This is a genomic window from Streptacidiphilus sp. MAP12-33 (assembly GCF_041261265.1).
Classification (GTDB): Bacteria; Actinomycetota; Actinomycetes; order Streptomycetales; family Streptomycetaceae; genus Streptacidiphilus.
Map to the genome: position 1 here is coordinate 1 of NZ_JBGCCA010000043.1, position 24784 is coordinate 24784.

22 protein-coding genes are annotated in these 24784 nt (G+C 72.9%); 12 read left to right on the top strand and 10 right to left on the bottom strand.

Translation table 11 applies throughout. The features are described from left to right. Positions 1-187: 187 nt before the first annotated feature. The 5 genes from ABH931_RS33465 to ABH931_RS33485 all read right to left on the bottom strand — a co-directional run bounded on the left by ABH931_RS33465 (position 188) and on the right by ABH931_RS33485 (position 6799). A complete protein-coding gene (locus tag ABH931_RS33465; RefSeq protein ID WP_370121932.1) occupies positions 188-1006 on the bottom strand; it encodes an SAM-dependent methyltransferase in 819 nt (272 codons plus the stop codon). A gap of 62 nt (positions 1007-1068) precedes the next feature. Further along, on the bottom strand, positions 1069-1338 hold the full coding sequence (locus ABH931_RS33470; RefSeq protein WP_370121935.1) for a DUF397 domain-containing protein: 270 nt from the start codon (positions 1336-1338) through the stop codon (positions 1069-1071). Beyond that, a complete protein-coding gene (locus tag ABH931_RS33475) occupies positions 1335-2243 on the bottom strand; it encodes a helix-turn-helix domain-containing protein (RefSeq protein ID WP_370121937.1) in 909 nt (302 codons plus the stop codon). Before ABH931_RS33475 ends, ABH931_RS33470 begins: the two co-directional genes overlap by 4 nt. Positions 2244-2298: 55 nt before the next feature. Continuing rightward, positions 2299-4005 (bottom strand): aspartate:alanine exchanger family transporter, encoded by a 1707-nt coding sequence (locus ABH931_RS33480; protein WP_370121940.1) that lies wholly within the window; start codon positions 4003-4005, stop codon positions 2299-2301. A 349-nt stretch (positions 4006-4354) separates the two neighbouring features. After that, positions 4355-6799 carry a helix-turn-helix domain-containing protein gene (locus ABH931_RS33485; protein WP_370121943.1) on the bottom strand — a complete coding sequence of 815 codons (2445 nt, stop codon included), beginning with the start codon at positions 6797-6799 and terminating at the stop codon, positions 4355-4357. A gap of 148 nt (positions 6800-6947) precedes the next feature. On the opposite strand from ABH931_RS33485, the gene ABH931_RS33490 reads away from it, so the two are divergent. From ABH931_RS33490 to ABH931_RS33505, 4 genes are all read left to right on the top strand, one after another. Continuing rightward, a complete protein-coding gene (locus ABH931_RS33490; protein ID WP_370121946.1) occupies positions 6948-7181 on the top strand; it encodes a hypothetical protein in 234 nt (77 codons plus the stop codon). A 65-nt stretch (positions 7182-7246) separates the two neighbouring features. Then, on the top strand, positions 7247-7564 hold the full coding sequence (locus ABH931_RS33495; RefSeq protein ID WP_370121949.1) for a hypothetical protein: 318 nt from the start codon (positions 7247-7249) through the stop codon (positions 7562-7564). Beyond that, positions 7561-8727, top strand: coding sequence for a WXG100 family type VII secretion target (locus ABH931_RS33500; RefSeq protein ID WP_370121952.1), 1167 nt, complete (start codon positions 7561-7563; stop codon positions 8725-8727). The genes ABH931_RS33495 and ABH931_RS33500 overlap by 4 nt, the downstream gene beginning before the upstream one ends. A 75-nt stretch (positions 8728-8802) precedes the next feature. Then, entirely contained in the window at positions 8803-10443 is a 1641-nt protein-coding gene (locus ABH931_RS33505) for an alpha/beta hydrolase-fold protein (protein WP_370121954.1), read from the top strand. Between the two features lie 46 nt (positions 10444-10489). Here ABH931_RS33505 and ABH931_RS33510 read toward each other — a convergent pair whose 3' ends face one another. The 3 genes from ABH931_RS33510 to ABH931_RS33520 are packed head-to-tail and all read right to left on the bottom strand — an operon-like array spanning position 10490 to position 12879. Beyond that, positions 10490-10747 carry a LapA family protein gene (locus tag ABH931_RS33510; protein WP_370121957.1) on the bottom strand — a complete coding sequence of 86 codons (258 nt, stop codon included), beginning with the start codon at positions 10745-10747 and terminating at the stop codon, positions 10490-10492. A 37-nt stretch (positions 10748-10784) separates the two neighbouring features. After that, complete coding sequence (locus ABH931_RS33515; protein ID WP_370121960.1) at positions 10785-11333, bottom strand: LURP-one-related/scramblase family protein; 549 nt, start codon at positions 11331-11333, stop codon at positions 10785-10787. Between the two features lie 7 nt (positions 11334-11340). Continuing rightward, positions 11341-12879 (bottom strand): MFS transporter, encoded by a 1539-nt coding sequence (locus ABH931_RS33520; protein ID WP_370121963.1) that lies wholly within the window; start codon positions 12877-12879, stop codon positions 11341-11343. 541 nt (positions 12880-13420) lie between these two features. Between ABH931_RS33520 and ABH931_RS33525 the strand changes: the two genes are divergently transcribed. Then, positions 13421-13633: a hypothetical protein gene (locus ABH931_RS33525; protein WP_370121965.1), complete on the top strand. Its 213-nt coding sequence runs from the start codon at positions 13421-13423 to the stop codon at positions 13631-13633. Here the strand turns inward: ABH931_RS33525 and ABH931_RS33530 are convergent. Continuing rightward, positions 13587-15146, bottom strand: coding sequence for a BCCT family transporter (locus tag ABH931_RS33530; RefSeq protein ID WP_370121968.1), 1560 nt, complete (start codon positions 15144-15146; stop codon positions 13587-13589). The genes ABH931_RS33525 and ABH931_RS33530 overlap by 47 nt on opposite strands. A gap of 146 nt (positions 15147-15292) precedes the next feature. Here ABH931_RS33530 and ABH931_RS33535 point away from each other — a divergent pair, with 146 nt between their 5' ends. Beyond that, positions 15293-16801, top strand: a complete 1509-nt coding sequence (locus ABH931_RS33535) for an MFS transporter (protein WP_370121970.1) — start codon at positions 15293-15295, stop codon at positions 16799-16801. A 5-nt stretch (positions 16802-16806) separates the two neighbouring features. Here the strand turns inward: ABH931_RS33535 and ABH931_RS33540 are convergent, their stop codons facing one another. Continuing rightward, positions 16807-17064, bottom strand: coding sequence for a hypothetical protein (locus ABH931_RS33540; protein ID WP_370121973.1), 258 nt, complete (start codon positions 17062-17064; stop codon positions 16807-16809). Between the two features lie 188 nt (positions 17065-17252). On the opposite strand from ABH931_RS33540, the gene ABH931_RS33545 reads away from it, so the two are divergent. The 6 genes from ABH931_RS33545 (at position 17253) to ABH931_RS33570 (ending at position 24783) form a co-directional block, all read left to right on the top strand. Further along, positions 17253-18005, top strand: a complete 753-nt coding sequence (locus tag ABH931_RS33545) for an SDR family oxidoreductase (protein WP_370121976.1) — start codon at positions 17253-17255, stop codon at positions 18003-18005. Between the two features lie 281 nt (positions 18006-18286). After that, a complete protein-coding gene (locus tag ABH931_RS33550) occupies positions 18287-18922 on the top strand; it encodes a helix-turn-helix domain-containing protein (RefSeq protein WP_370121978.1) in 636 nt (211 codons plus the stop codon). 23 nt (positions 18923-18945) lie between these two features. Next, positions 18946-20817, top strand: a complete 1872-nt coding sequence (locus ABH931_RS33555; RefSeq protein ID WP_370121981.1) for a methylmalonyl-CoA mutase family protein — start codon at positions 18946-18948, stop codon at positions 20815-20817. Next, a complete protein-coding gene (gene scpA / locus ABH931_RS33560; RefSeq protein ID WP_370121984.1) occupies positions 20814-23021 on the top strand; it encodes a methylmalonyl-CoA mutase in 2208 nt (735 codons plus the stop codon). The genes ABH931_RS33555 and scpA overlap by 4 nt, the downstream gene beginning before the upstream one ends. A 5-nt stretch (positions 23022-23026) precedes the next feature. Beyond that, complete coding sequence (meaB, locus tag ABH931_RS33565; RefSeq protein WP_370121987.1) at positions 23027-24019, top strand: methylmalonyl Co-A mutase-associated GTPase MeaB; 993 nt, start codon at positions 23027-23029, stop codon at positions 24017-24019. Beyond that, the gene (locus ABH931_RS33570; protein ID WP_370121989.1) at positions 24016-24783 is read left to right on the top strand and encodes a cobalt-precorrin-6A reductase; all 768 of its coding nucleotides are present in this window, start codon (positions 24016-24018) and stop codon (positions 24781-24783) included. The genes meaB and ABH931_RS33570 overlap by 4 nt, the downstream gene beginning before the upstream one ends. Position 24784: the final 1 nt, after the last annotated feature.

A 24784-nucleotide genomic window follows, 5' to 3' on the forward strand; every position in this document is an offset into this window, starting at 1 on the left:
GCCCCCCCCGGGACCCCCCCCCCGTGGGCCGGCCGCCCGGGGCCCCCGGGCAACCCCCGCGCGGGGTGGTCCCACCCATTCCCCGGCCAGACCGGGTCGGCGGCCGCGGCGGCGGCCGCGCCCGCGACCTGCTCCGCCCCGCGAGCGCCGGGCAGCGACGGCCTCTCCATCACGGCTCCTCGATCGTTCAGGGCTTGACGCCGACGCCGACCCAGAGGCTGACGTCCGCGTCGGTCGGGGGCTCGGCGGTCACCACCTCGGCGTCCGGGCGCCAGCGATGGCCGACGGCGACGCCCGGTTCCAGCAGTTCCAGGCCGTCGAAGAAGGCGGCCACCTCGCTCCGGGACCGGAACCGGACCGGTGTCCCGGCGCCGGTGTAGATCTCGGTGACCTTCGCCCAGGTGTCCGGGTCGAAGTCGGTCGTGGAGTGGCTGATCGCGAGGGCGCTGCCGGACGGCAGCGCGTCCAGCAGGACCCGCACGATGCGGTGGGGGTCCTGCGCGTCCGTGACGAAGTGCAGCAGGGCGTTGAGCGACAGCGCGACGGGCCGGCCCAGGTCGAGGACCTCGGCCAGGTGCGGGTGCGACAGCAGCGACTCGGGGTCGTTGACGTCGGCCTCGAGGTAGGTGGTGCGCCCCTGGGCCGAGCTGCGCATCAGCCGCTCGGCGTACTTGAGCACCAGCGGGTCGTTGTCGGCGTACACCACGCGCGCGGAGGGGACCACGGCCTGCGCGACCTGGTGCAGGTTCGGCTCGGTCGGGATGCCGGTGCCGATGTCCAGCCACTGGCGGATGCCGTACTCGCGGGCCAGGACCCGGGTGGCCCGGTGCATGAACGCCCGGTTCTCGCGGGCGCTGACGAAGACGCTCGGGAAGACCGTCGCGACCCGCTCCGCGGCGTCCGCGTCGACCGTGAAGTGGTCCTTCCCGCCCAGGTAGTAGTCGTACATGCGGGCGGAGTGCGGCCTGGTGGTGTCGATGCCCCGCCCGGCACGGGTGTCGCTCATGGGTCCCCTTCGTGTCCTGCGTCCTGCGTCCTCGTGCGGTGCGCCACCCGGCCTGCGCGGTGTCAGCCCGACGTCAGATGGTCCGCGAGCCCGGCCTTGACGCCCTCGATGAAGGCGGTGATCTCCTCGCGCGTGTAGACCAGGGCGGGACCGGTCGGATCGGTGGACTGCCGCAGCGCGACGCGGCCGTCGGTCAGGCGCTTGGTCTCCACGCACTGGCCGCCGTTGGGGCCGCTCCAGGGACGCTCCCAGCCCTGCTCGCCGAGGTCGCCGGCGGGCATCCCGCTCCGGATCCGTCTGGCGCCGGCGGCGTCGTGTTCGGTGGTGGTCATGCGTACTCCTTGCGCAGTCGGTTCAGCAGGGCCTTGCTCTCGGCCGACGAGGTGAGCAGCGCCATCCGGCTGTGCGCCTCCAGGTGGGCGACGACGTCGGGACGCTGGTCGAGGTAGACCGAGGCGGAGAGGATCTCGCTGTAGACGATGTCCGGCAGTTCCGGCTCGTGGAAACGGAAGTAGGTGAACGGCGCGCAGGCACCGACGTGCGCGCCCGCGGCGAAGGGGACGATGTCGATACTGATGTGGTCCCGCTCCATGGCCGCGAGCAGCATGTCGATCTGGTCCCGCATCACCGCGTCACTGCCCACGGCGCGGTGCAGCACGGCCTCCTCCATGACGACCCAGAGGATCGGGGCGTCCGGCTTGTCCAGCAGGCTCTGGCGCCGCAGCCTCAGGTCCACCCGGCGGCGCAGCTCGTCCTCGGTGTCGCCTGGGAACCCACCGCGCAGCACGCAGCGCGCGTAGCCGTGGGTCTGGAGCAGGCCGGTCACGTAGTGCGGTTCGTAGGTGCGCAGCAGGGCGGCGTCGGACTCGAGGCTGACGTAGGCCGAGAACCAGCTCGGCACGACGTCACGGTAGGCGTGCCACCAGCCGGGCTCGTTGGCGCGCTCGGCGAGGGAGACGAACTCGTCGATCTCCTGGCGGTCGGCGCCGTACTTTCCCAACAGCAGTTCCACGTACAGGGGTTTGAGGGCGACCTCGGCCTTCTCCAACCGCCGCACGGTCAACGGGGTGACGTGCAGCGCCTTGGCCGCCTCGTCGAGGGAGACGCCGGCCTGCTGACGGCGTTCCTGCAACCGCCGGCCGAGGATCATGCGCAGCACGGTCGGTGCGCCGATGCCGGGCGCGCCACGACTCCCACTCACGGCTCCCACCTCCCGACGGGCCGTCACTGGTCCCATCGTGACAGAGAGTTCGGCGTGAGGGGAGCGGAACGAACCGCGCAACCTGAAATTATCAGGCGGTCAGCAGGACGATGGCCGAACCCCACAGCGTGAGCAGGACGTTGCCGAGTGCGTACGGGACGGTGCAGCCGAGGGAGGGGAGTTGGCTGCGGGCACGTTCGTTGAGGGCGCCGATCGCCGCCGTTGTGGTCTGTGCTCCGGCCAGCGCACCCAGCAGCAGCGGCATCGGCAGCCGCTGGACGTAGTGGCCGAAGCAGAAGCCGACCAGGAGCGGCACGACCGTCGCCGCGGCGCCGAGGACCAGCAGCTGCCAGCCCGCCTGGGACAGGCCGCTCACGAAGCTGGGCCCGGCGTTCAGGCCGACGATGGTGATGAACATGCACAGGCCGAGGGTCCCGAGCAGCCACTGCGCCGCCGAGGGGAGGTTGCCGTAGGTGGGGCGGCGGCTGCGGATGTAGCCGAAGGTCAGGCCGGTCAGCAGCACCCCGGTCGAGGTCGAGAGCGACAGCGGCGCCCCGCCCTCGGTCAGCGCCGGAATGCCGAGACAGCCACCGACGAACAGCCCGCCGGCCATCCAGGCCACGTCGGTGGCGAAGCTGGTCGGGACGGCCCGGCCAAGATGGGCCGCCGCCCGTTCCACCAGGTCCCCGCGGCCGGACAGGACCAGGGTGTCGCCGCGCTCGACGCGGTTGGCCCGGCTCATCCGCAGCTCGGCTCCGGCCCGGTGGTGCGACTCGATGAAGACGCCGGACATGACGTCCTCGCGCCGCAGGCTGTCGACGGTCGCACCGTCGGCGTGGTGTCCGGTGACGACCACGTGCAGGGTCTCGGTACGGAAGCCGAGCAGCCCCAGGTCGTCGGCCTCCATGCCGATGTGGGTGCGCGCGTCGAAGGCGACCAGGTCGGCGCGGACCGCGCTGACCGCGACGGTGTCGCCGAGGCGCAGCACGGTGGTGCGGTGGTGGTCCAGGATCTCGCCGTCACGGCGGACCCTGGTGATGTAGATCCGGCGGTCGAGGTCGCGCTGCTGCTGCTCGAACTCGCCGATGGTCCGCCCGGCGAACGCGGCGACGTCGATGTCGTAGGCGCGCAGCACGTGCTGGTAGTAGCCCCGGCCGGCGTCCGGGTCGTCCTCGTCCGCCGGCATGTCCAGGTCGGCGGCCAGTAGGGCGCTGTCGGCGGCCAGATCGCGGTGCAGCAGCCGGGGCAGCAGGTTGGCGAGCAGCAGGGCGGGCAGCACGGTTCCCAGTGGGTAGGTCACGGCGTAGGCGACCGCGACGAGATGGGACTGGTCCTGCGCGGCCGCGGGTGTCAGATGGGGCAGGTGCGCGATGGCTCCGGCGGCCACACCGATCACGGCGGACTGGGTCAGCGCCCCGCCGAGCAGCCCGGCGGACAACCCGGGCCCGTAGCCCAGCAGCGAGGCGGCTCCCCAGCAGGCGGCCAGGCCGGAGACGCAGACCACCAGGGTCAACAGGACCTGTGGGAAGGCGTCCTTGCGCAGGGAACGGAAGAACCTCGGCCCCACGTCGTAGCCCAGCGCGAAGAGGAACATCAGAAAGAACACCGAGCGGATCGGGCCACTGATCTCGATCTTCGCCTGCGAGCCGATGACCAGTCCGGCGACGAGGCAGCCGGTGACCGCGCCGACCGAGAAGCCGCGGATCCTGACCCGGCCGAGCAGGAACCCGACGGCGACGGTGAGAAAGACCAGCAGCTCGGGGTACGGCTGGAAGAGGTTGCTGCGCAGCCAGTCCATTCGGTGGGGTCCCGTTCCGGAGGTTCCGTGCGGTGACGGTGGATCGGATGCCACCGCCCGGCCGGTCCGAAAATACGACCCGGGGGCTGTCCTGGTAGTGAGGCGAGCCGCTCACCGCGTCCTTGTCGCCCGAACGGAGGAGGGACGCATCCCTTCCGGCCGGGACGGGCATCCGACCCACGACGCGCCGTCGACCGACGGGGCCTCCTCGGACACCTCTGACGGGAGCTCGCACGTGCCCCAGCCGGACCGACCCCCGCGTCGGCCGGATCCTGGTCCACGGCGAGCACGACGGGTTCGGGCACGACATCCTCCCGGGTGCGTCCGGGGCACTGTCCGAACGTAACGGTCAGAGCCGGGCCCTGGTGTAACGGGTCGAGGACTCGCGGTGGGTGCGGGCCAGGTGGTGCTGGAGACGCTGGTGGCGGAACTGGTAGACCGCGCCGGCCTGGCGCAGCACGCCGCGGCGGTGGGCGTCGTCGAGGAAGGCCATGACGTCGAAGGGAAGCCGGCCGGTCAGCGGGAGCCACAGCCGCACCAGGACCAGCCACTGCCCCCAGGCCGTGAAGGCCAGCGCGTAGGCCAGCGCGCCGCCGACCCCGCCGATGGCGCCGACCACGAGTCCACCGGTCAGGCCCCACACGAGCGGACCGACCGTGCCCTGGAGCAGGTCGACCACCAGCTGCCCCACCAGCGCGATGGTCAGCGTCAGCAAGGGCGCGAGGACCAGGACTTGGCGGCGGACGGCGGTCCGGTTCTCGGCGAGGAGGGTGGCCGGGCTGGCGGCGGTGGAGACGTCCAGCGGCACCTCCAGGGCGGCGACGAGACCGAAGGCGAGCGCCCCGGCCAGGCCGAAGACCAGTCCGAACACCAGCATGTTCACGAACAGCGCCTCCATCGCGAGCGGCGCGGTGAGGGAGAAGTGGTAGACGATGCTGCGTTCGGTGTTCATCGCGACGGCGCAGCCGACGCCCATCACGAAGCCGCTCAGCAACACGGCGACCAGCCGCGGCAGGACGCTGCGCAGGGGTGGGTGCCCGGCGCCCCGTCGCGTACCGGGGAGCCGGAGAACGGCGCGCGCGGGTTCGTAGGTCTTCGGACCGCCGAAGGCGACGGTGAGGCAGTGGGCGCTGCCGAAGGCCAAGCCCGCCACGGGCCCGAGAAGCAGGCCGAGCAGCAGGACCTCGGCCGGGCGCATCGGGGCCAGGGCACCGAGCAGCCAGGTCGAGGCGGAGACGCAGACGGTGGCGGTGAGCATGACCGCGAGCAGCCGGACGCCGCGCGGGAGTGCATCCTGCAACCGCCACCAGGCGAGGTCGTGGCGGTTGTGCTCGGCAGTGGTGAGCCCGTGGGAGAGCAGGCCGAACCAGCGTTGGGCACGGTCGGGGCCCGGGGAGTCGCGGCGGCGCGCGCCGGCGGGGGCGCGTTCGGGGGCCTGCGGGCGGTACAGGGCCGGCACGAACCCGGCCAGCAGGTGCTCCTCGAGGGCGTGACAGGTCGGGAAGCGCGCCGCGTCGAGGAGTTCGGCCGGGTCGCGATCGGACGACTCGCTGTACATGGTGCGGGCCAGCGTGATCATCAGCGGTGTGCTGAGGACCTCCGCGAGGCGGCTGCCGGACGCCGTCCGCCCGTCCTGAAGGGCGTCGAGGACAACCTCCCATCGGGTCGGCCCCGGCGCGCGGGCCGCCGACGACTCGGCAGCCACGGCGGCAGTGACGGTGCGCACGGTACGCGGCAGGTACCGCGCGACGTCGTCGGGGGTGAGGTCGTCCAGTTCGATTCCGGCGGCCCAGCTCAGGGGCGCGCCCGTGGTGCGAACGGCCTCCGCGAGCTCCTTGACCCTGCTGGTGAGGATCAGCGGGGTGGAGGTCGCGTTGAGCTCACGCAACGCGGCCTCGCGCAGTCCCGCGGCGATCTCGTCGAAGCCGTCGAGGACCGGCAGCACGGCGTCGGAGTGGACCAGGGCCTCGGCGAGCGAGCCGGAGCCGTCGGGGCTCTTGTGCGCGAGGTAGGGGTGGTCGCGCAGGAGCTGGTCGGTGAGCCAGTCCGCGAGGGAGGCGCGGTCCGGGGACCAGGCGCCGAGGCTGATCAGTACCGGCACGCGCGGGAATCCGCTCTCCATCAGGTCCAGGACCAGGCGCAGGGCCAGCACGGACTTGCCCGCTCCGGCCCGCCCGAGGACCACCAGGCGGCCCGAGGGTATGCGCCGGTAGACCTCGGCCACCTCCGCCAGGCCCCCGGCCAGGTCCAGCACGTCGGGCGCGACCTCCGGTCCGAGCCGCCGGATGTTGTCCCAGTGGTCCAGCAGTTCGGGGCTCGCCTGCCGCCAGCGCACCGGCAGGGCGAAGGGGTCGTGCAGGCGGCGGTGGTCCTCCTCGCGCCGCCAGCGGCGGCGGGTCTCCCGTTCCAGCGTGCCCGCCGCGTCCGCGAGCGCGCCGTGGAGCTTGAACGGGGCCCAGGCCGGCGAGGGCCCACCGGTCGGGGCGGCGCCCACGGGTTCCCGAACGGCGGGCGAAGGATCCGGAACGGCGGGCGAAGCATCCTGAGCGGCGGGCGTCGGTTCCGCGACGGCAGCCGCCGGCGTGGAGGCGTCGGTCCCGGGGATGAGTCCCTCCGGCGAGACGCCGAGCGTGGCGGCCAGCAGCCGCACGGTCGCCATCTGGTGGTCCTTCAGCCGGCCGTTCTCGAGTCTGCGGATCGTGCTGACACTGACACCGGAGCGCGTGGCCAGCTCCTCCTGTGTCAGTCCCGCCTGGGTGCGCAGGCTCTTCAGGGACGCTCCCGGCCCGACCACGAACCTCTCCTTACTACCTGGTAAGTGCGTGTGCAGAGCCTACCGTGACGACCGGTCACCAGTGACCGGTCCGTGAACTGGTGACCGATCGACCTGCGACCGCATGATCGGCCCCGGGAAGGCCCGGAGGCCGAGCGCAGGGGGAGAGATGGCGTGCCGCTACTGGTGCGGGGAGTGCGACTTCCGCACGCCGTGGCTCAGCCGTGCCCTCGGCGAGGAGGAGTTGGTCCGGCACTACCACCGGGACCACCGCGGGATCGCGCCCGAGGGACATGTCGAGGCCGGCCGGTGGCCCCTGGATCTGGCGTGCGGATGCCTCGTGGCCGCAGCCGCGGCCGCGGCGCTGCTGCTGATCGCCACGGCCCTGGGCCGGCTCCCGTGACCGCCGCGATCCGGCGGCCCACCACCGTGACCGCACACACCCTTGGCGGCGAAGGAGGAGAGAGATTGAGCGGGTACCAGGTCGACGTCGACTTTCTGAGGGAAGCCGTGTTGCGGCTCCAGGGCATGACCGACGCGATGGACGGCAAGAGCCAGATCGCCGCCTACCGGACGGGCCTGAGCCGCGCGCAGCTCGGCTCCGCGGACTTCCTGGAGGCCGACAGCCTGCACGACGCCCACGTCCGGATGCAGGGCGCGCTCAAGACCATGGTCGACACCCTCCGGGAGATGCTCCAGGAGGTCACCGACCGGACCGGGTACGTCCACCGCGGCTACGTGGACCAGGAGCAGGAGACCGCCGCGGACTTCAGGAGGCAGGCGTGAGCGACGACTCCCTGACGCCCGGCGAGCTGGTCGCGGACGCCGTCGGCACCGTCGAGGCCGTGGTCGCGGAGCTCGGCGACGCGACCCTTAAGACCCTGGACACCGCGAACCTGGCCGGACGGCTGTGGAACGACGTCCTGCGGGCCAACCGGGGCGGACACCACCGGGCGGGGACCTACACCACCGACTTCGAGGCCGTGCCCACCGTCGCGGCGCTGCGGGCGATGATCGACACCGCCGATCCCGCCGCCGTCCAGGCCGTGGCCGACCACTGGCAGCACCTGCACGACGAGTTGCAGGACACCGCGGCGCAACTCACCACCCACGCCGACAACCTGCTCGAACACTGGACCGGCTCCTCCGCCGACGCCTTCCGCGTCCAGGCCGAGACCCTGCACAGCAGCCTGGTCGGCGGAGCGGCCCACGCCGCGAGCGCGGCCCGGGCGACCGAAGGCGTCGCGCACGCGCTGGCACAGGCCCGCGCCGACATGCCCGCCGATCCGAGCCTGCTCGACAGCGTCGTGCGGGCGGTCACCACCCAGAGCACGGACTGGCAGTTCAAGACCGACGCGGCCAAGCACGGGCTCGCGCACGCCCTGGCCGCCGACGGCGCCCAACTGTCCGCGCCGGAGCAGGCGCGGCAGCAGGCCGTCGTGGTCATGGAGCGGCTCGGCGTCTCCTACAACGACGCGACCGCGCGGCTGGACCATCTGCCCACGCCGCCCGCGCAGGAGCACGGCCACGGGCCGTGGCCGCCACCCCCGCCGCCGCCCACCACGGCGCACGCCTCGCTGCTCGGCTACGGCCACCTGCGGGCCGGGGCGGCCGACCTCGGCGCGGGCGGGGGCGTGCCGGGCGGCGCGCAGGGGCTCGGCGCGGCTCCGGCGCAGGCCCCCGGCCCGACGGCCTGGATCGGCGCGGGCGCCTCCGACGTCTCCCCCACCGCCGTCGCCTCCGTCCCGGAAACCGGCCGTGCGGAGGCCCCCGCGGGTGAACCGGAGCCCGGCCCGGCCGCGCAGGCCGGCGAGGGCCTGCGGCCGTCCGCCGGGTCCGGGACGAGCGGCTCGCGCGGCCGCCGCAGCCGGACCCGGTACGCGCCGGTCACGGACCCCGACACCTGGGACACCCCACCGCGCGCGAACCCGCCGGTGATCGAGAACTGAACCCGCATCACCCACGAGCCGCACCACGCACGTCCACCGCAACCACCCTCACCCAACGTCGTCCGGGAGGACCTCGTGAAACTCCGGCTCGCCACCGCCGTGGCCGCCCTCGTGACCGCGTTCGCCGCCGTCACGGGCACGCTCGTCGGCTCCACCGCGGCCACCGCCGCCACCGCCGCCTCCGCGGCCTCCGCGGCCTCCGCCGCCGACCCGACCGGTCCGCCGCCCCTGGCCGACGGCTTCGGGCTCACCCAGGTCAGCGACCCCTCGCTGGTGAACAACCCCGGCATCCCCGGCAACACGGCCACGGACTTCCGGATCACCGTGACCACCGCCCAGGTCGCCAACGCGCCCGGCACCGTGGGACACCACATCCGGATCGTGCTGCCCTCGGACTACAACAGTGACCCCGGCAAGCGCTACCCCGTGCTCTACCTGCTCAACGGCTCCCCCGGCGACCCCTGTGACTACTTCGACGCCGACCGGGTACCCGGGTTCGACGGGATCAAGAACAACTCCGGGATGATCATCGTCATGCCCGACGGCGGCGCGCGCGGCTGGTACACCAACTGGCTCATGCAGAACACCGAGGCCGGGGCCCAGAACTGGGAGAACTTCGAGATCGACCAGGTCATCCCGTTCATCGACGCCAACCTGCGCACCCTCGCGGACAGGGCCCACCGGGGCATCGCCGGGATCTCCATGGGCGGCTTCGGCGCCCTGCACCTAGCGCAGCTGCACCCGGACCTGTTCAGCCAGGTCGCCACCCTGTCCGGTGAGGACGACATCTCCGCCAACGAGATGATCTTCCGCGAGGTCATGATCGCCTCCATGACCAACCAGAAGACCCAGGTCTTCGCCCCGCTGGTCAGCCTGCTGACCGGCGGCGTGCAGAAGTGGAGCTACTGCCAGCCGGTCGACGACCCCTACCAGCCCAGCGTCTCCAACACCGACGCGATGTACGGGACCCCGTACCCGTTCTCGCTGGTCACGCCCCCCTACAACGACTCGCTGTGGAACGCCGCCGACCCGACCGAGCACGCCTCCGCCTTCGCCGGGATGAACGTCTCGATCTACGTCGGCAACGGCCGCAGCGTCCCGACGACGGCCGAGTTCTGGCTGGAGAGCGAGTCGCAGCACTTCGCCGCCGCCCTGGCGAACGCCGGCCAGCACCCGTACTTCGTCGACTACGGCGGCGGGGCCGGCTGGGGCTCCTGCGACGGCCAGCACGACTACAGCTGTTGGGACCACGACCTCGTGGACCTGCTGCCGCGCATGCAGGCCGCCTTCGCGGGCTCCCCGGCCACCCCGGCGACCGCCGTCGGCCAGGCCACCGTCGCCACCCAGGGCCTGTGCCTGGACGTGCGCAACGGGGCGTTCCTCGACAACACGCCCGTGCAGGTCTACGGCTGCAACGGCAGCGTGGCGCAGAGCTGGACCGTCGGCTTCGGCAGCACCGTGCGGTCGATGGGCAAGTGCCTCGACGTCTCCGGCGGAGGCACGACGAACGGCACCGGCGTCGACCTCTACGCCTGCAACGGCACGGGAGCCCAGAACTGGGTCCCGCAGGCGGACGGCACGCTCCTCAACCCGCAGTCGGGCCGTTGCCTCACCGACCCCGCGGTGGGCGGGGCCGGCACCCAGGCCGTGATCCAGGACTGCGCCGGCGGCACCGATCCCGACCAGCAGTGGACCCTGCCCAGGGCCACCGCGTAACGAACTCCGCGGCGGTCCTGGGAGCAGACCCCGGGACCGCCGCGGTTCAGCGTGGTTTGCGGGCCGCCAGGCGCCGGGCGACGAAGACGCCGATCACCAGGCCGACGGCCAGGGTGACGGCGAGCACGAGCCACAGCGGCAGCGAGACCGTCGAGACCCACAGTTTGACCGAGACGGAGGCCGTGTTCGCCGCGATGAACCAGACCGCGAGGACGGCCAGGATTCCGACCCCGATGGTTCGAAGTCGGACCTCTCGGCCCTTCACGGTCAGCTTCGAAGGTTTGTCCGCAGATGTCCGTGCCATGGATCAAGTATCCGGCCGCCACCCCGCGCCTGCCTCCTCAGTCCCCCGGGTGCGCCATCGCGTCGATGGCGATCGCGGCCGCCAGCACCGTGGCGTGGTCGGCGTCGGGGCCGATGTGCACGCCGTAGGTGTCACGAAGCCGGAACCACTTCTTGGAGACCTCGGCGACCTTGAAGCCGTCTCGCTCGATCGTGTACTCGTGGTCGACGATGTTGCCGTGCACGGCCAGCTCGGGGCCGTCCTCCTGCTTGATCCGCCAGCGGTCCCGGACCGGGCCCACCAGGGCCTTCTTGACCAGCGCGACACGGTGGCCGTCGGCGTCCTCGATCTCCATCGAGTCCTTCACGCGCATCGGGCGGCTGTGGACCGTGGCCACCCGGTGGCCCTCCCGGTCCTCGATCGCGTAGGTCCGCCGGACGCGCAGGACCTTGCCGTCGACCTTGTAGAGGTGGTTCCCGTCCTCGTCGTCGATCCAGTAGTCGTCGCCGATCGACACGGCCTTCTGCTGCATGCGGTACCGGGTAACCCCCTGGCCGTCCTCGAAGGCGTGGTTGGCCTTGCGGCGGGCGCGTCGCGTGTCGAACATCGCTTCCTCACAGGTGGGCGGCGGGCTGGTCGCTGTCGTGGGCGGCCGGAGGGCCAGGGCGGTAGAGGAGGGCCGTGACCACGAGACCGAGGGCGAAGAAGGCGGCGGACCACCAGTAGGCGGTGGAGTAACTCTCGATCGCGGCCTGCGCCTTGGCCTCGGACGTGGGCTGTCGGCCCACCAGGTAGTTGGCGGCGGCGGTCGTCGCGAGGGTGTTGAGCAACGCGGTGCCGATGGAGCCGCCCACCTGCTGGCTGGTGTTGACCATGGCCGAGCCCACGCCCGCGTCCCTGGGGGCGATACCGGCGGTGGCCAGGTTCATCGCGCAGGCGAAGACGAGGCCCATGCCCAGGCCCATGACCAGCAGCGGCCCGAGCACGTGAGCGACGTAACCGCTGTGCAGGCCCAGGGCGGTGAGCCACACCATGCCGATGCCCGCCAGTCCCATGCCGCCGGGCACCAGCACCTTCGCGCCGAGCCGGGGCAGCAGCACGTTGGTGGCGGTCACCGACGAGATCACCATGCAGACGACCATCGGCAGGAAGGCCACCCCGGTGGTGACCGGGCTGTAGCCGAGGATCTGCTGGAGGTAGTAGGTCAGGAACAGGAAGACGCCGAACATGCCGGCGCCGGCCAGGAACATCGCGGCGAACGAGGCGCTGCGGTCGCGGTCCAGGACCACCCGCAGCGGCAGCAGCGGATGCCTGGCCCGGGTCTGCCACCACGCGAACGCGGCCAGCAGCACCGCGCCGACGACGAGGAAGCCCCACGTCTGCACCTGGCTCCAGGCGTGCGTCTCGGCGTTGCTGAAGCCGTACACGATGCAGAACAGGCCGACGCAGGCCAGCACCGTGCCGGGCACGTCCAGGCGTGGGCGTTCCGCGGGACGTCCGCCGTGCAGCAGCCGGGCGCCGCCGAAGATGGCGACGGCCGCGAAGAGCAGGTTCACGTACAGGCAGTAGCGCCAGTTGAGGTACTGCGTCAGTACGCCGCCGAGCAGCAGTCCGACAGCGCCGCCCGCGCCGGCGATCGCGCCGTAGATGCCGAACGCCTTGGCGCGTTCGCTCGCGTCCTGGAACGTCGTGGTCAGCAGCGAGAGCGCGGCGGGCGCGAGCAGCGCGCCGAAACCGCCCTGCAACGCCCGCGCGGCGACCAGCATGCCGAAGCCGGTCGCCGCGCCGCCCAGCGCCGAGGCGCCGGCGAACCCGATCAACCCGACGATGAAGACCGCCTTGCGGCCCACCAGGTCCGCGACCCGGCCGCCGAGCAGCAGCAGGCTGCCGAAGGACAGTGCGTAGGCGGTGACGATCCACTGCCGGTTGCCGTCGGAGAACCCCAGGTCCTTCTGGGCCGAGGGCAGCGCGATGTTCACGATCGTCGCGTCCAGCACCACCATCAGCTGCGCGATGCCGATCACGGCGAGGATCCACCACCGGTGTTCGTGCAGTCCGCCGCCCGCCGTACGGGCTGCCCCGGCCCGGGACCGTGGATCGGACGAGGCGTCCGGCAAGGGACGCGTGCCGGTCGGGTCCGGTGATCGCTCCATGCTGACCTCCCCACAGGCCCTGTGCCTACGAACAGGTCAACGCTAGGCCGGGGCCTCGGACGCCGCGACCGGAGCCCGTTCGGGTGACCGGGGCCGGGGCGTGTCAGGGGAGGTCGGAGGGTTGCAGCAACCGGTCAGTACGGGAGCGGCTTGCCCGACGGCGTCCGCAGGTCGAGCGGGGGCCGTGGCCGCGACGCGACCGGTCGCTTGATGATCAGCCTGGTGCCTGCCATCCCGATCTCCTCCTCTTGTCGCCTCTTGTCGCCGCCGCTCCGATTGATGACGCTCTGCCCACCCGGAGCCCGTCGAACCCTCCTGGCCCCGGATCGCAGTCGGCAAGAGGCTGCCCCACCGGCCTCGAAGCAGCCTTGAGGCCAACCACCAGCCACAGAACCGCCGACGAGGCAACCCGTCCAACCCGCTCGTCGTGTCGACTCCGCCAATCCTGTCCGCACTCCGAGACAGTGCTCCACGAGAGCCACCGCGAGCGGCCCGCCCCGCCTACCGTCGGCCGGACCTGCCGACGATTGGATCCACGCTCGTGTCCGTACTCGCGGGGCCCGGAGAGGTGACACGGATCGCGGGGGTCGCCCTGCCGTTGATCTCCTTCGCGGCCCGCCTGCCCGCCGCCTACGCGCTGTCCTGCGCCGCGGGCGCCGCAGCGGTGATCGTCGCCTGGGTGCTGGTGCGCCCCGAGGTCATGGGGCTCAGCCGCCGTCCTTCAGCATCAGCGGGTCCGACCGCAACTCCTTGAGCAGCGCCACGCACAGCGCCAGCATCACCAGCACGAACGGCAGGGCCACCAGGATCGTCGCCCGCTGGAGCGCGGCCAGGCCGCCGGCCACCAGCAGCACGGCCGCGACCGCGCCCATCAGCAGGCCCCAGCTGACCGTCAGCCAGGTGCGCGGATGCAGCGCGCCGCTCTGCGAGAGCGAGCCCAGGACGAGCGAGGCGGAGTCGGCGCTGGTGATGAAGTAGGTCATCACCAGGACCACCGCCACCACCGACGAGACCGAGCCCAGCGGCAGCGCCTTGAGCAGGCCGAACAGGGCCGCCTCGGCGCCCTGGTCCACCGCCTTGGCCACCAGCCGGGCCTGCCCGGTCGCGTCCAGGCGCAGCGCGCTGCCGCCCATGACGCAGAACCAGAGCACGGTCGCGCCGCTCGGCACCAGCAGGACGCCGACCAGGAACTGACGCACCGTCCGGCCGCGCGAGATGCGAGCGATGAAGGTGCCGACGAACGGCGCCCAGGAGAGCCACCAGGCCCAGTAGAAGACGGTCCAGGTGCCGAGCCAGGCCGGGTCGGTGAAGGCCGCGGTCCGGGTCGACAGCACCAGCAGGTCGCTCAGGTAGCCGCCGACCGCGCCCGGGATCGCGTCGAGCACGTAGACGGTCGGGCCGACGACGAAGACGAAGACCATGATGACCGCGGCCAGCACGATGTTGCCGGTGCTCAGCCACTTCACGCCCTTGTCGACCCCGGAGAACGCGGAGACGACGAACGCGGCGGTCAGCGCGCCGATGACGACGAGCTGCACGCCCTGCGTGTCGCGCACGTCGGAGATCACGCCGAGGCCCTGGGAGACCTGGAGCGCGCCGAGACCGAGGCTGGTCGCGGAGCCGAAGACGGTCGCGAAGACGGAGAGCAGGTCGATCGCCCGTCCCGGCCAGCCGGCCGCCCGGCGTTCCCCGAGCAGCGGGACGAACGCGGAGCTGATCCGGTTGCCGCGGCCCTTGCGGAAGGTCGAGTAAGCCAGGGCGAGCCCGCCGACGCCGTAGATGGCCCAGGGGTGGAGCGTCCAGTGGAACAGTGCGTACTCCAGCGCGGTCTGCGCGGCCGCGGGCGTCTGCGGGGCGACACCACTGCCGGGCGGCGGCGCCGCGTAGTGCAGCAGGGGCTCGCCGACGCCGTAGAACATCAGGCCGATGCCCATACCCGCGCTGAACATCATGGCGATCCAGGCCAGCGTGGAGAACTCCGGCCGGTCCCCGTCCGCGCCCAGCCGGATCCGGCCGTAACGGCTGCAGGCGATGACCACGGCCAGCACCAGGAAGGCGTCGGCCGCGGTGACGAAGAGCCAGCCGAAGTTCCGCAGCACCCAGTTCAGGCCGGTGGTCGACGCGTGGTCCAGCGAGCCCTTGCCGAACGCGCCCCAGCCGACGACGCCGAGCACGACGACGGCGCCCACCCCGAAGACGATCCGGTCGACCGGGGGCCCGGTGGAGCCATCTGCTGTCAGGTTCTGTCCTGAATTGTCTGCTGCCATGGCGCCACTATGCCGACGAAAGCAGCCGGGACTCCGCCACGACACAGGCGCGACACAGGCGCGGGACCTCCTTGACGCCTCCTCGGCGAGACAGCGGCCGTGCGACGGGCAACGCTGGAAGAGGGCACCGTCGAAAGGCGAAGCGCATGGAGAAGAAGTGGTGGACGCTGATCGCCGTGTGCGTCGGCACGTTCATGCTGCTGCTGGACGTCACGATCGTGGTGGTCGCGCTGCCGGACATCCAGCGCGCGCTGCACGCGGGTTTCAGCGACGTGCAGTGGGTGGTCGACGCCTACGCCCTCGCGCTCGCCTCCTTCCTGCTGACCTCGGGCGTGCTCGCGGACCGGTACGGACGGCGCCGGCTGTTCCTGATCGGCCTGGTCGTGTTCACGGCCGGCTCGCTGCTGTGCGGCGTGGCGCAGAGCGCGCTGATGCTGATCCTTTCCCGCGCGGGCCAGGGCGTCGGCGGGGCGATCATGTTCGCCACCTCGCTGGCGCTGCTCGGGCACAGCTTCCGGGGCCGCGACCGGGGTGTGGCCTTCGGGGTGTGGGGCGCGATCACGGGCGCGGCCGTCTCGCTGGGCCCGATCCTGGGCGGTCTGATCACCACCGGCATCAGCTGGCGGGGCATCTTCCTGGTCAACATCCCGATCGGGATCGCCGCCCTGGCCGTCACCCGGTGGCGGGTCGAGGAGTCCCGCGCGCCGCACCCCGGCAGGCTCGACGTGGCGGGCTTCGTGCTGCTGACCCTGGGCCTGGTCGGCCTGGTCTACGGCCTGATCCGCGCCGGGGAGACCTCCTGGAGCGACACCGGCGCGGTCACCGCCCTGGCGCTGGGCGCCGCGTTGCTGGTGGGCTTCGTGCTCGCCGAACGCAAGATCGCCGACCCGATGTTCGACCTGAACCTGTTCCGCAAGCCGACCTTCGTCGGCGGGCTCTGCGCCGCGTTCGCGATGAACGGTTCCCTCTTCGCGATGCTGCTGTACCTGGTGCTCTACCTCCAGGACGTGCTGGGCTACTCGGCCCTCGCGACCGGCGCACGGCTGCTGGTCAACAGCGGATCGCTGCTGGTGGCCGCGACGGTGGCGGGCCGGCTGAGCGAACGCGTCCCGGCGCGGTGGCTGATCGGCCCGGGACTGCTCGCGGTGGGCGCGGGCCTGCTGCTGATGGCCGGACTGAACGGGGAGAGCACCTGGACCGACCTGATCCCTGGCTTTGTCGTCTCCGGGCTCGGCGCGGGCTTCGTCAACCCACCACTGGCCTCCACCGCGATAGGCGTCGTCGAGCCGGAGCGGGCGGGGATGGCCTCCGGCATCAACTCCACCTTCCGCCAGATCGGCCTGGCCACCAGCATCGCCGCCCTCGGCTCGATCTTCGCCACCTCGCTGCGCCACCGCCTCGGGGACGCGCTGGCCGGCACGCCGCTGAGCGCCCACACCGGCCAGATCCTGGCCGCCGTGCGCCAGGGCCAGGTCGGCGCGGGCACGAGCGCGGTGCCGCCGGCCCTGCGCGGGCAGCTCCAGTCCGCGATCCGCTCCAGCTTCGCGGGCGCGCTCGACACCCTGCTCGTGGTCACGGCGGTGCTCGCGCTGGTCGGCGGCGTGGTGTCCGCGCTGCTCATCCGCGACCAGGACTTCACGCACCGGGGCGGGTGACGGCGTCACCCCGACGGGCGTGCCGCCAAGCCCTCGCGCTCCAGCAGCCGGATCACCTCCGACAGCCCGAGCTCGCGTGCCTCCCGCGCGGACCCGTGCACGGAGCTGCGCACAAACCCTCCGCTCGGCGAGAAGTGCACCTTCGCCGCCCACGCCCCGCGGCGCAGGGACAGCAGGCCGCGCTGCTGCCAGTCCACCTGCCAGCCGAACAGCCGGGCCGTCGTGTCCACGTAGTGCGCGTCGTCACCCAGGGGTATCGCCATGGCTGCATGCTCGGCCCTCCCACTCGAGCTCCGCAGGGGCGCGCGACCGGCGCGCGGAAGGCCGCACACCGGCGCACGGCGGGGTGATGTCACATCCGCGGGCGCTGTCCTGTCCACCGTGCAGGGGGCGTCATCCACCGGGGAGAGGCCCGATCGGGAACAGACCCGATCGACGAAAGGACAGTGACATGCGCATCGCAGTGGCGGGTGGCACCGGAGCGGTCGGACGGCTGGTCGTGGACGCCGCGCAGGCGGCCGGACACGAGACCGTGGTGCTGGCCCGCGCGGCCGGCGTCGACCTGCTGACCGGGGATGGCCTCCCGGCGGCGCTCAAGGGCGCGGACGCGGTCGTGGACGTGTGCAACGTGACGAGCATGGGCGCCCGCCGGTCGGTGGCCTTCTTCGAACAGACCACCGGCCGCCTGCTGGAGGCCGGGCGCGCGGCGGGCGTCGGGCACCACGTGGCGCTGTCGATCGTGGGCTGCGACCGGGTCGACTTCGGCTACTACCTGGGCAAGCGCCGCCAGGAGGAGCTGGTGCTGGCGTCGGGGGTGCCCGGCAGCGTGCTGCGGGCGACGCAGTTCCACGAGTTCGCGGCCCAACTGCTGGACCGCTCGCGCGGTCCGGTCGCGGTGGTGCCGGTGATGCGCAGCCAGCCGGTCGCGGCACGCGAGGTGGCCGAGGCCCTGGTCCGCCTGGCCGAGCAGGCCCCGGTCGGCCAGGCCCCGGAGCTGGCGGGACCGCGCGAGGAGAACATGCCCGACCTCACCCGTCGCGTCCTGCGCGCCCGGGGCCGCCGCACCCCGGTCCTGGCCCTCCGCCTGCCCGGCGCGGTCGGCCGCGCCATGGCGGGCACGGGCCTCCTCCCGACCGGCCCGGGGCAGCGCGGCACCGAGACCTTCGACGCCTGGCTCCACCGCACCGAGGGCACCCAGCGCTGACGGCCGGCCCGCCGGGGCGCTCCGCGCCCGCCGACGGCGGCGGGGCAGGCGAAGCGCCCGGACGCCGGTCGGCAGCAGGGGCCTCAGTCCCGCCCCGGCGTGCCGCCGCGCGTTGGCCGGCGAAGCCCCCGAGGCCGCCCGCGCCCGACACCTGGGACCCGGCCACGACCGAACGGGCCGCCGCCGAACGGCGAACCGCCACGGCCACACCCGATCCCGCCCCGGGCGCGCCCATGTGCGTGCCCGGCGGAGGGGCCGAGGCCGCGCGCGCCCGGCATAGGATGTTGCGTGTGACGCAGCAGGACGACGACCTGGACAGTCTGGTCCGCAGGCGCATCCGCGCCCTGCGGGTCGCGCAGGGCTGGTCGCTGGAGGAGCTGGCCACGCGGGCGCGGCTCAGTCAGTCCTCGCTGAGCCGGATCGAGACCGGTCAGCGGCGCCTCGCGCTGGACCAGCTGGTCACCCTCGCGCGCGCCCTGGACACCACGCTGGACCAGCTCGTCGAGACCGCCGCCGACGACGTCGTCATCAGCCCCGCGATCGACGCCGCCCACGGCGTGATGCGCTGGCCCGTCAAGGGCGACCCGGGCATGACCGTCGTCCGGCGGCGGATGACCGAGCCACCGCCGGACAACCCGGCGCGGATGCGGGCGCACCCGGGACGCGAGTGGCTCGTGGTGCTGTCCGGCACGGCGATCCTGCTGCTCGGCCACCGCAGCCTGCGGATCGAGACCCACCAGGCCGCCGAGTTCCCGACGATGATGCCGCATGCCATCGGCAGCGCCGGCGGCCCGTGCGAGATCCTGGGCATCTTCGACCGCGACGCCCGGCGCGGCCACCGACGCGACGACACCGACGACTCCACCGACGAGAGCGGAGAGGGATTCGTCACAGTGCCGGGCTCTGCTGAACCTTGAGTGACCTGCAATAACATCCAGCTATGACGGTCCTGCCTGATGACGGGCTCACGCTCGCTGCCGAATTCCCCGACGCATCCCATGCCCAGTGGCAGAACCTGGTGGCAGGTGTGCTGCGCAAGTCAGGCAAGGAGCTGTCGGGGCCCGACGCCGAAATGGCGCTGGCCACGGAGCTGGAGGACGGTCTCGTCCTCGCTCCGCTCCACACCGCGGACACCGCCTCGGACACCGCCGCCGGGTTCCCGGGGTTCGCCCCGTACGTTCGTGGCGGGCGTGCCGCGACGACGGGCTGGGACGTCCGTCAGCGGCACGAGCGGCCGGAGGCGGACCGCTCCAACGAGGCCGTGCTGGGCGACCTGGAGAACGGCGTCACCTCCGTGTGGCTGGCCGTCGGCGGATCGGGCGTGGCCGTCGCCGACCTGGGCCGGGCGCTGGACGGGGTCTACCTGGACCTCGCGCCGGTCGTGCTCGACGCCGGCGCCGAGACCGGCGCGGCCGCGCGGGAGCTGCTGCGGCTGTACGACGCCAAGGGCGTGGCGCGTGAGGCCGCGCGCGGCAACCTCGGCGCGGACCCGCTCGGGCTCGCGGCCCGCACCGGCGAGGCCGCGGACAGCGCCGACGCCGTCGAGCTGGCCCGGATCTGCGCGCGTGACTACCCGGGCATCCGGGCGCTGACCGTCGACGCGCTCCCCTACCACGAGGCCGGCGCCTCGGCGGCGGAGGAGCTGGGTTGCTCGCTGGCGACCGGCGTCGCCTACCTGCGGCTGCTGACCGAGGCCGGGCTCAGTGTCGACGAGGCGTGCCGGCAGCTGGAGTTCCGCTACGCGGCCACCGCCGACCAGTTCCTGACGGTGGCGAAGCTCCGCGCGGCGCGGCGCCTGTGGGCGCGGGTCGCCGAGGTCTGCGGGGCAGGGGCCGAGGGCGCGCAGCTCCAGCACGCGGTGACCTCGCCGGTGATGATGACCCGTCGGGACCCGTACGTGAACATGCTGCGCACCACGATCGCCACGCTGGCGGCCGGGGTGGGCGGGGCGGACTCCGTCACCGTGCTGCCGTTCGACCACGACCTCGGGCTGCCGGACGCGTTCGCGCGCCGGATCGCCCGCAACACCTCGTCCGTCCTGCTGGAGGAGTCGCACCTGGGCCGGGTCACCGACCCGGCCGGCGGCTCCTGGTACGTGGAGCGGCTGACCGACGAACTCGCCCAGGCCGCCTGGGCGTTCTTCCAGGAGCTGGAGCAGGCGGGCGGCCAGGGGGCCGCGCTGCGCTCGGGCCTGGTGGGCGAGCGGATCGCGGCCACCTGGGCAGCGCGGGGCAAGAAGCTCGCGCGGCGCAAGGAGCCGATCACCGGCGTCAGCGAGTTCCCGAACCTCGCCGAGAAGGCCGTCGTCCGCGAGGAGGCCCCGGCGGTCCGTCCGCTCGGGCGTGCCGCGCAGGCGACCGGCGGCCTGCCGCAGGTGCGCCGCGACGAGGCGTACGAGGCGCTGCGCCTCCGCTCCGACGCGCACCTGGCCGCCACCGGGGCCCGGCCCCGGGTCTTCGTGGCCGCGCTCGGCCCGGCCGCCGCGCACACCCCGCGCGCGACCTTCGCCGCGAACCTGTTCCAGGCCGGCGGCATCGAGCCGGTGCACGAGCCGGTGTCGGTGGACGCGGCGACGGCGGCCGGGGCGTTCACCGCCAGTGGCGCCACGATCGCGTGCCTGTGCTCCAGCGACGAGCTGTACGGCGAGCAGGCCGAGGCCGTCGCCGAGGCGCTGCGCGCCGCCGGTGCCACCCGCGTCTACCTGGCGGGCCGTCCCGCCGAGTTCGCGCACGTCGACGCCTACGTCTTCGCCGGCTGCGACGCGCCGGCCGTCCTCTCCTCCGCCCTCGACCTCATCGGAGCCCAGGCGTGACCCAGATTCCCGACTTCTCGCGGGTCGAGCTCGGCCCGGGCACCCCGGCCGGGGCGACCGAGGAGCAGTGGCGCTCGGCGGTCAAGGAGACGACCGGCAGCAGCGTCGGCGACCTGCTCTGGGAGACGCCCGAGGGCATCTCCGTCAAGCCGCTGTACACCGGGCAGGACCTGGAGGGCCTGGACTTCCTGGGCACCTACCCGGGTGTCGCGCCGTACCTGCGCGGGCCGTACCCGACGATGTACGTCAACCAGCCGTGGACGATCCGGCAGTACGCGGGCTTCTCCACCGCCGAGGAGTCGAACGCGTTCTACCGCCGCAACCTGGCGGCGGGTCAGAAGGGCCTGTCGATCGCCTTCGACCTGCCGACCCACCGCGGCTACGACAGCGACCACCCGCGCGTCACCGGCGACGTCGGCATGGCCGGCGTCGCGATCGACTCCATCTACGACATGCGGCAGCTGTTCGACGGCATCCCGCTGGACAAGATGACGGTGTCGATGACGATGAACGGCGCGGTGCTGCCCGTTCTCGCGCTCTACATCGTGGCGGCCGAGGAGCAGGGGGTGCCGCCCGAGAAGCTGGCGGGGACCATCCAGAACGACATCCTCAAGGAGTTCATGGTCCGCAACACCTACATCTATCCGCCGAAGCCCTCGATGCGGATCATCTCCGACATCTTCGCGTACACCTCGCAGAAGATGCCACGCTACAACTCCATCTCCATCTCGGGCTACCACATCCAGGAGGCCGGGGCCACGGCCGACCTGGAGCTGGCCTACACCCTCGCGGACGGCGTGGAGTACCTGCGCGCCGGGCAGGCCGTGGGCCTGGACGTGGACACCTTCGCGCCGCGGCTGAGCTTCTTCTGGGCGATCGGCATGAACTTCTTCATGGAGATCGCCAAGCTGCGCGCGGGCCGCCTGCTCTGGGCCAAGCTGGTCAGGCAGTTCGACCCGAAGAACACCAAGTCGCTCTCGCTGCGCACGCATTCGCAGACCTCGGGCTGGTCGCTCACCGCGCAGGACGTGTTCAACAACGTCACCCGCACCTGCGTGGAGGCGATGGCCGCCACCCAGGGACACACCCAGTCGCTGCACACCAACGCGCTGGACGAGGCGCTCGCGCTGCCGACCGACTTCTCCGCGCGCATCGCCCGCAACACCCAGCTGCTGCTCCAGCAGGAGTCGGGCACCGGCCGGGTCATCGACCCGTGGGGCGGCTCCGCCTACGTCGAGAAGCTCACCTACGACCTGGCCCGTCGCGCCTGGGCGCACATCCAGGAGGTCGAGGCGGCCGGCGGCATGGCCAAGGCCATCGACGCGGGCATCCCGAAGATGCGCATCGAGGAGGCGGCCGCCCGCACCCAGGCGCGCATCGACTCCGGGCGTCAGCCGGTCATCGGCGTCAACAAGTACCGCGTCGAGAACGACGAGGCGATCGACGTGCTCCAGGTCGACAACTCCTCGGTGCGCGCCCAGCAGATCGCCAAGCTGCGGCGCCTGCGCGAGGAACGCGACGAGACCGCGACGCAGGACGCGCTGCGCGCGCTGACGGCGGCCGCCGAGCGCGGCTCCAGCACCGGCCTGGAGGGCAACCTGCTCGCGCTGGCCGTCAACGCGGCCCGCGCGAAGGCCACCGTCGGTGAGATCTCCGACGCACTCGAGAAGGTGTACGGGCGGCACACCAGCCAGATCCGTACGATCTCCGGTGTGTACCGCAACGAGGCAGGCGAGTCCCCGTCGATCGGCCGCACCCGCGCGCTGGTCGACTCCTTCGAGGTGGCCGAGGGCCGCCGTCCGCGCATCCTGGTCGCCAAGATGGGCCAGGACGGCCACGACCGCGGCCAGAAGGTGATCGCCACGGCCTTCGCCGACCTCGGCTTCACCGTGGACGTGGGCCCGCTGTTCCAGACCCCGGCCGAGGTGGCCCGCCAGGCCGTCGAGGCGGACGTGCACATCGTCGGCGTCTCCTCGCTGGCGGCCGGTCACCTGACGCTGGTGCCGGCGCTGCGCGAGGAGCTGGCGGCGGAGGGCCGCGAGGACATCATGATCGTCGTGGGTGGCGTCATCCCGCCGCAGGACGTCCGGACGCTCCTCGACATGGGCGCCGCGGCGGTCTTCCCGCCCGGCACGGTCATCCCGGACGCGGCCCACGACCTGGTGCAGCGCCTCGGCGCCTCGCTCGGTCACCCGGAGCTGTAGTCGCGGTGGGCATCGACCTCGACGCCTACGTCAAGGGCGTGCTCGACGGCAAGCGGGCGTTCGTCGCCCGCGCCGTCACGCTCGTCGAGTCCACCCGCGCCGACCACCGGGTGCTGGCCCAGCAGCTGCTGACGGAGCTGCTGCCGCACACGGGCCACGCGCGGCGGATCGGCATCAGCGGCGTGCCCGGCGTCGGCAAGTCCACGTTCATCGACGCGTTCGGCACGATGCTCACCGGGCTGGGCCACCGGGTCGCGGTGCTCGCCGTCGACCCGTCGTCCACGCGGACCGGGGGCTCGATCCTGGGCGACAAGACCCGGATGGAGCGCCTGGCCGTCGACGCGGCCGCGTTCGTCCGCCCCTCCCCCAGCGCCGGCACGCTCGGCGGCGTGGCCAAGGCCACCCGCGAGTCGATGGTGGTGATGGAGGCGGCGGGCTACGACGTCGTGCTGGTGGAGACGGTGGGTGTGGGCCAGTCGGAGACGACCGTCGCGCAGATGGTGGACACCTTCCTGCTGCTCACCCTCGCCCGCACCGGCGACCAGCTCCAGGGCATCAAGAAGGGCGTGCTGGAGCTGGCCGACGTGATCGCGGTCAACAAGGCCGACGGCCCGCACGAGCGCGACGCCCGCGCCGCCGCGCGCGAACTCGCGGGCGCGCTGCGCCTGATGCACCCCGCCGACGCCGCCTGGACGCCGCCGGTGCTCAGTTGCAGCGCGCGGGAGTCCAGCGGCCTGGACACCCTGTGGGACCGGCTCGAACAGCACCGGGTGCTGCTGGAGTCCACCGGGCGGCTCACCGCCAAGCGCCGGGACCAGCAGGTGGAGTGGGCCTGGTCGATGGTCCGCGACGAGCTGCTCGGCCGTCTCGACGGCCACCCGGCGGTGCGCGCGCTCGCACCGGAGCTCGAAGCCGAGGTCCGCGCCGGCGGGTTGACGGCGACACTGGCCGCGGAGCGCATTCTGCGGGCGTTCGACGGGACTCTCGACCAGGCATGACGGAGCGTCATGTACTGATCCTCGGCGGCACCGCCGAGGCCCGGCAGTTGGCCGCCGAGCTGGCCGCCAGGACCCCCTCGCCGCGGGTGACCAGCTCGCTGGCGGGGCGTGTATCCCAACCCGCGCTCCCACACGGCTCCGTGCGCGTCGGCGGGTTCGGCGGGGCGGCTGGGCTGGCGGCGTGGCTGCGCGCCGAGCAGGTGAGTGCCGTCGTGGACGCCACCCATCCCTTCGCGGACGGTATCAGCGCCAACGCGGCCCGGGCCGCCGCCGAGACGGGCGTGCCGCTGCTCCTGCTGCGGCGCCCCGGCTGGCGTCCGGTCGACGGCGACCGCTGGATCCCGGTCTCCTCCCTCGTCGACGCCGCGGCCGCGCTGCCGGAGCTGGGCCGCCGGATCTTCCTGACCACGGGACGCAAGGAGTTGGCGCCCTTCGCCGGGCCGGACCGCCTTCCCGCCCTGGACCGCCTCTGGTTCCTGGCCCGTTCCGTCGACGCGCCGGAGCCCCCGCTGCCGCCGAACCTCGAAGTCCTGCTGGACCGCGGCCCGTTCACGCTGGACGGCGAGCTGGAGCTGCTGCGGCGCCACCGTGTCGACGTGCTGGTCACCAAGGACAGCGGCGGCGCGGCCACCGCCCCCAAGCTCGCGGCGGCCCGCGAGCTCGGCCTGCCCGTGGTCCTCGTCCGGCGCCCGCCCGCGCCCCCGGGCGTCCCGCAGGCGGCGGACCTGGCGGCGGCGCTGGCGTGGTGCGCGGCGGCGCGGTAGG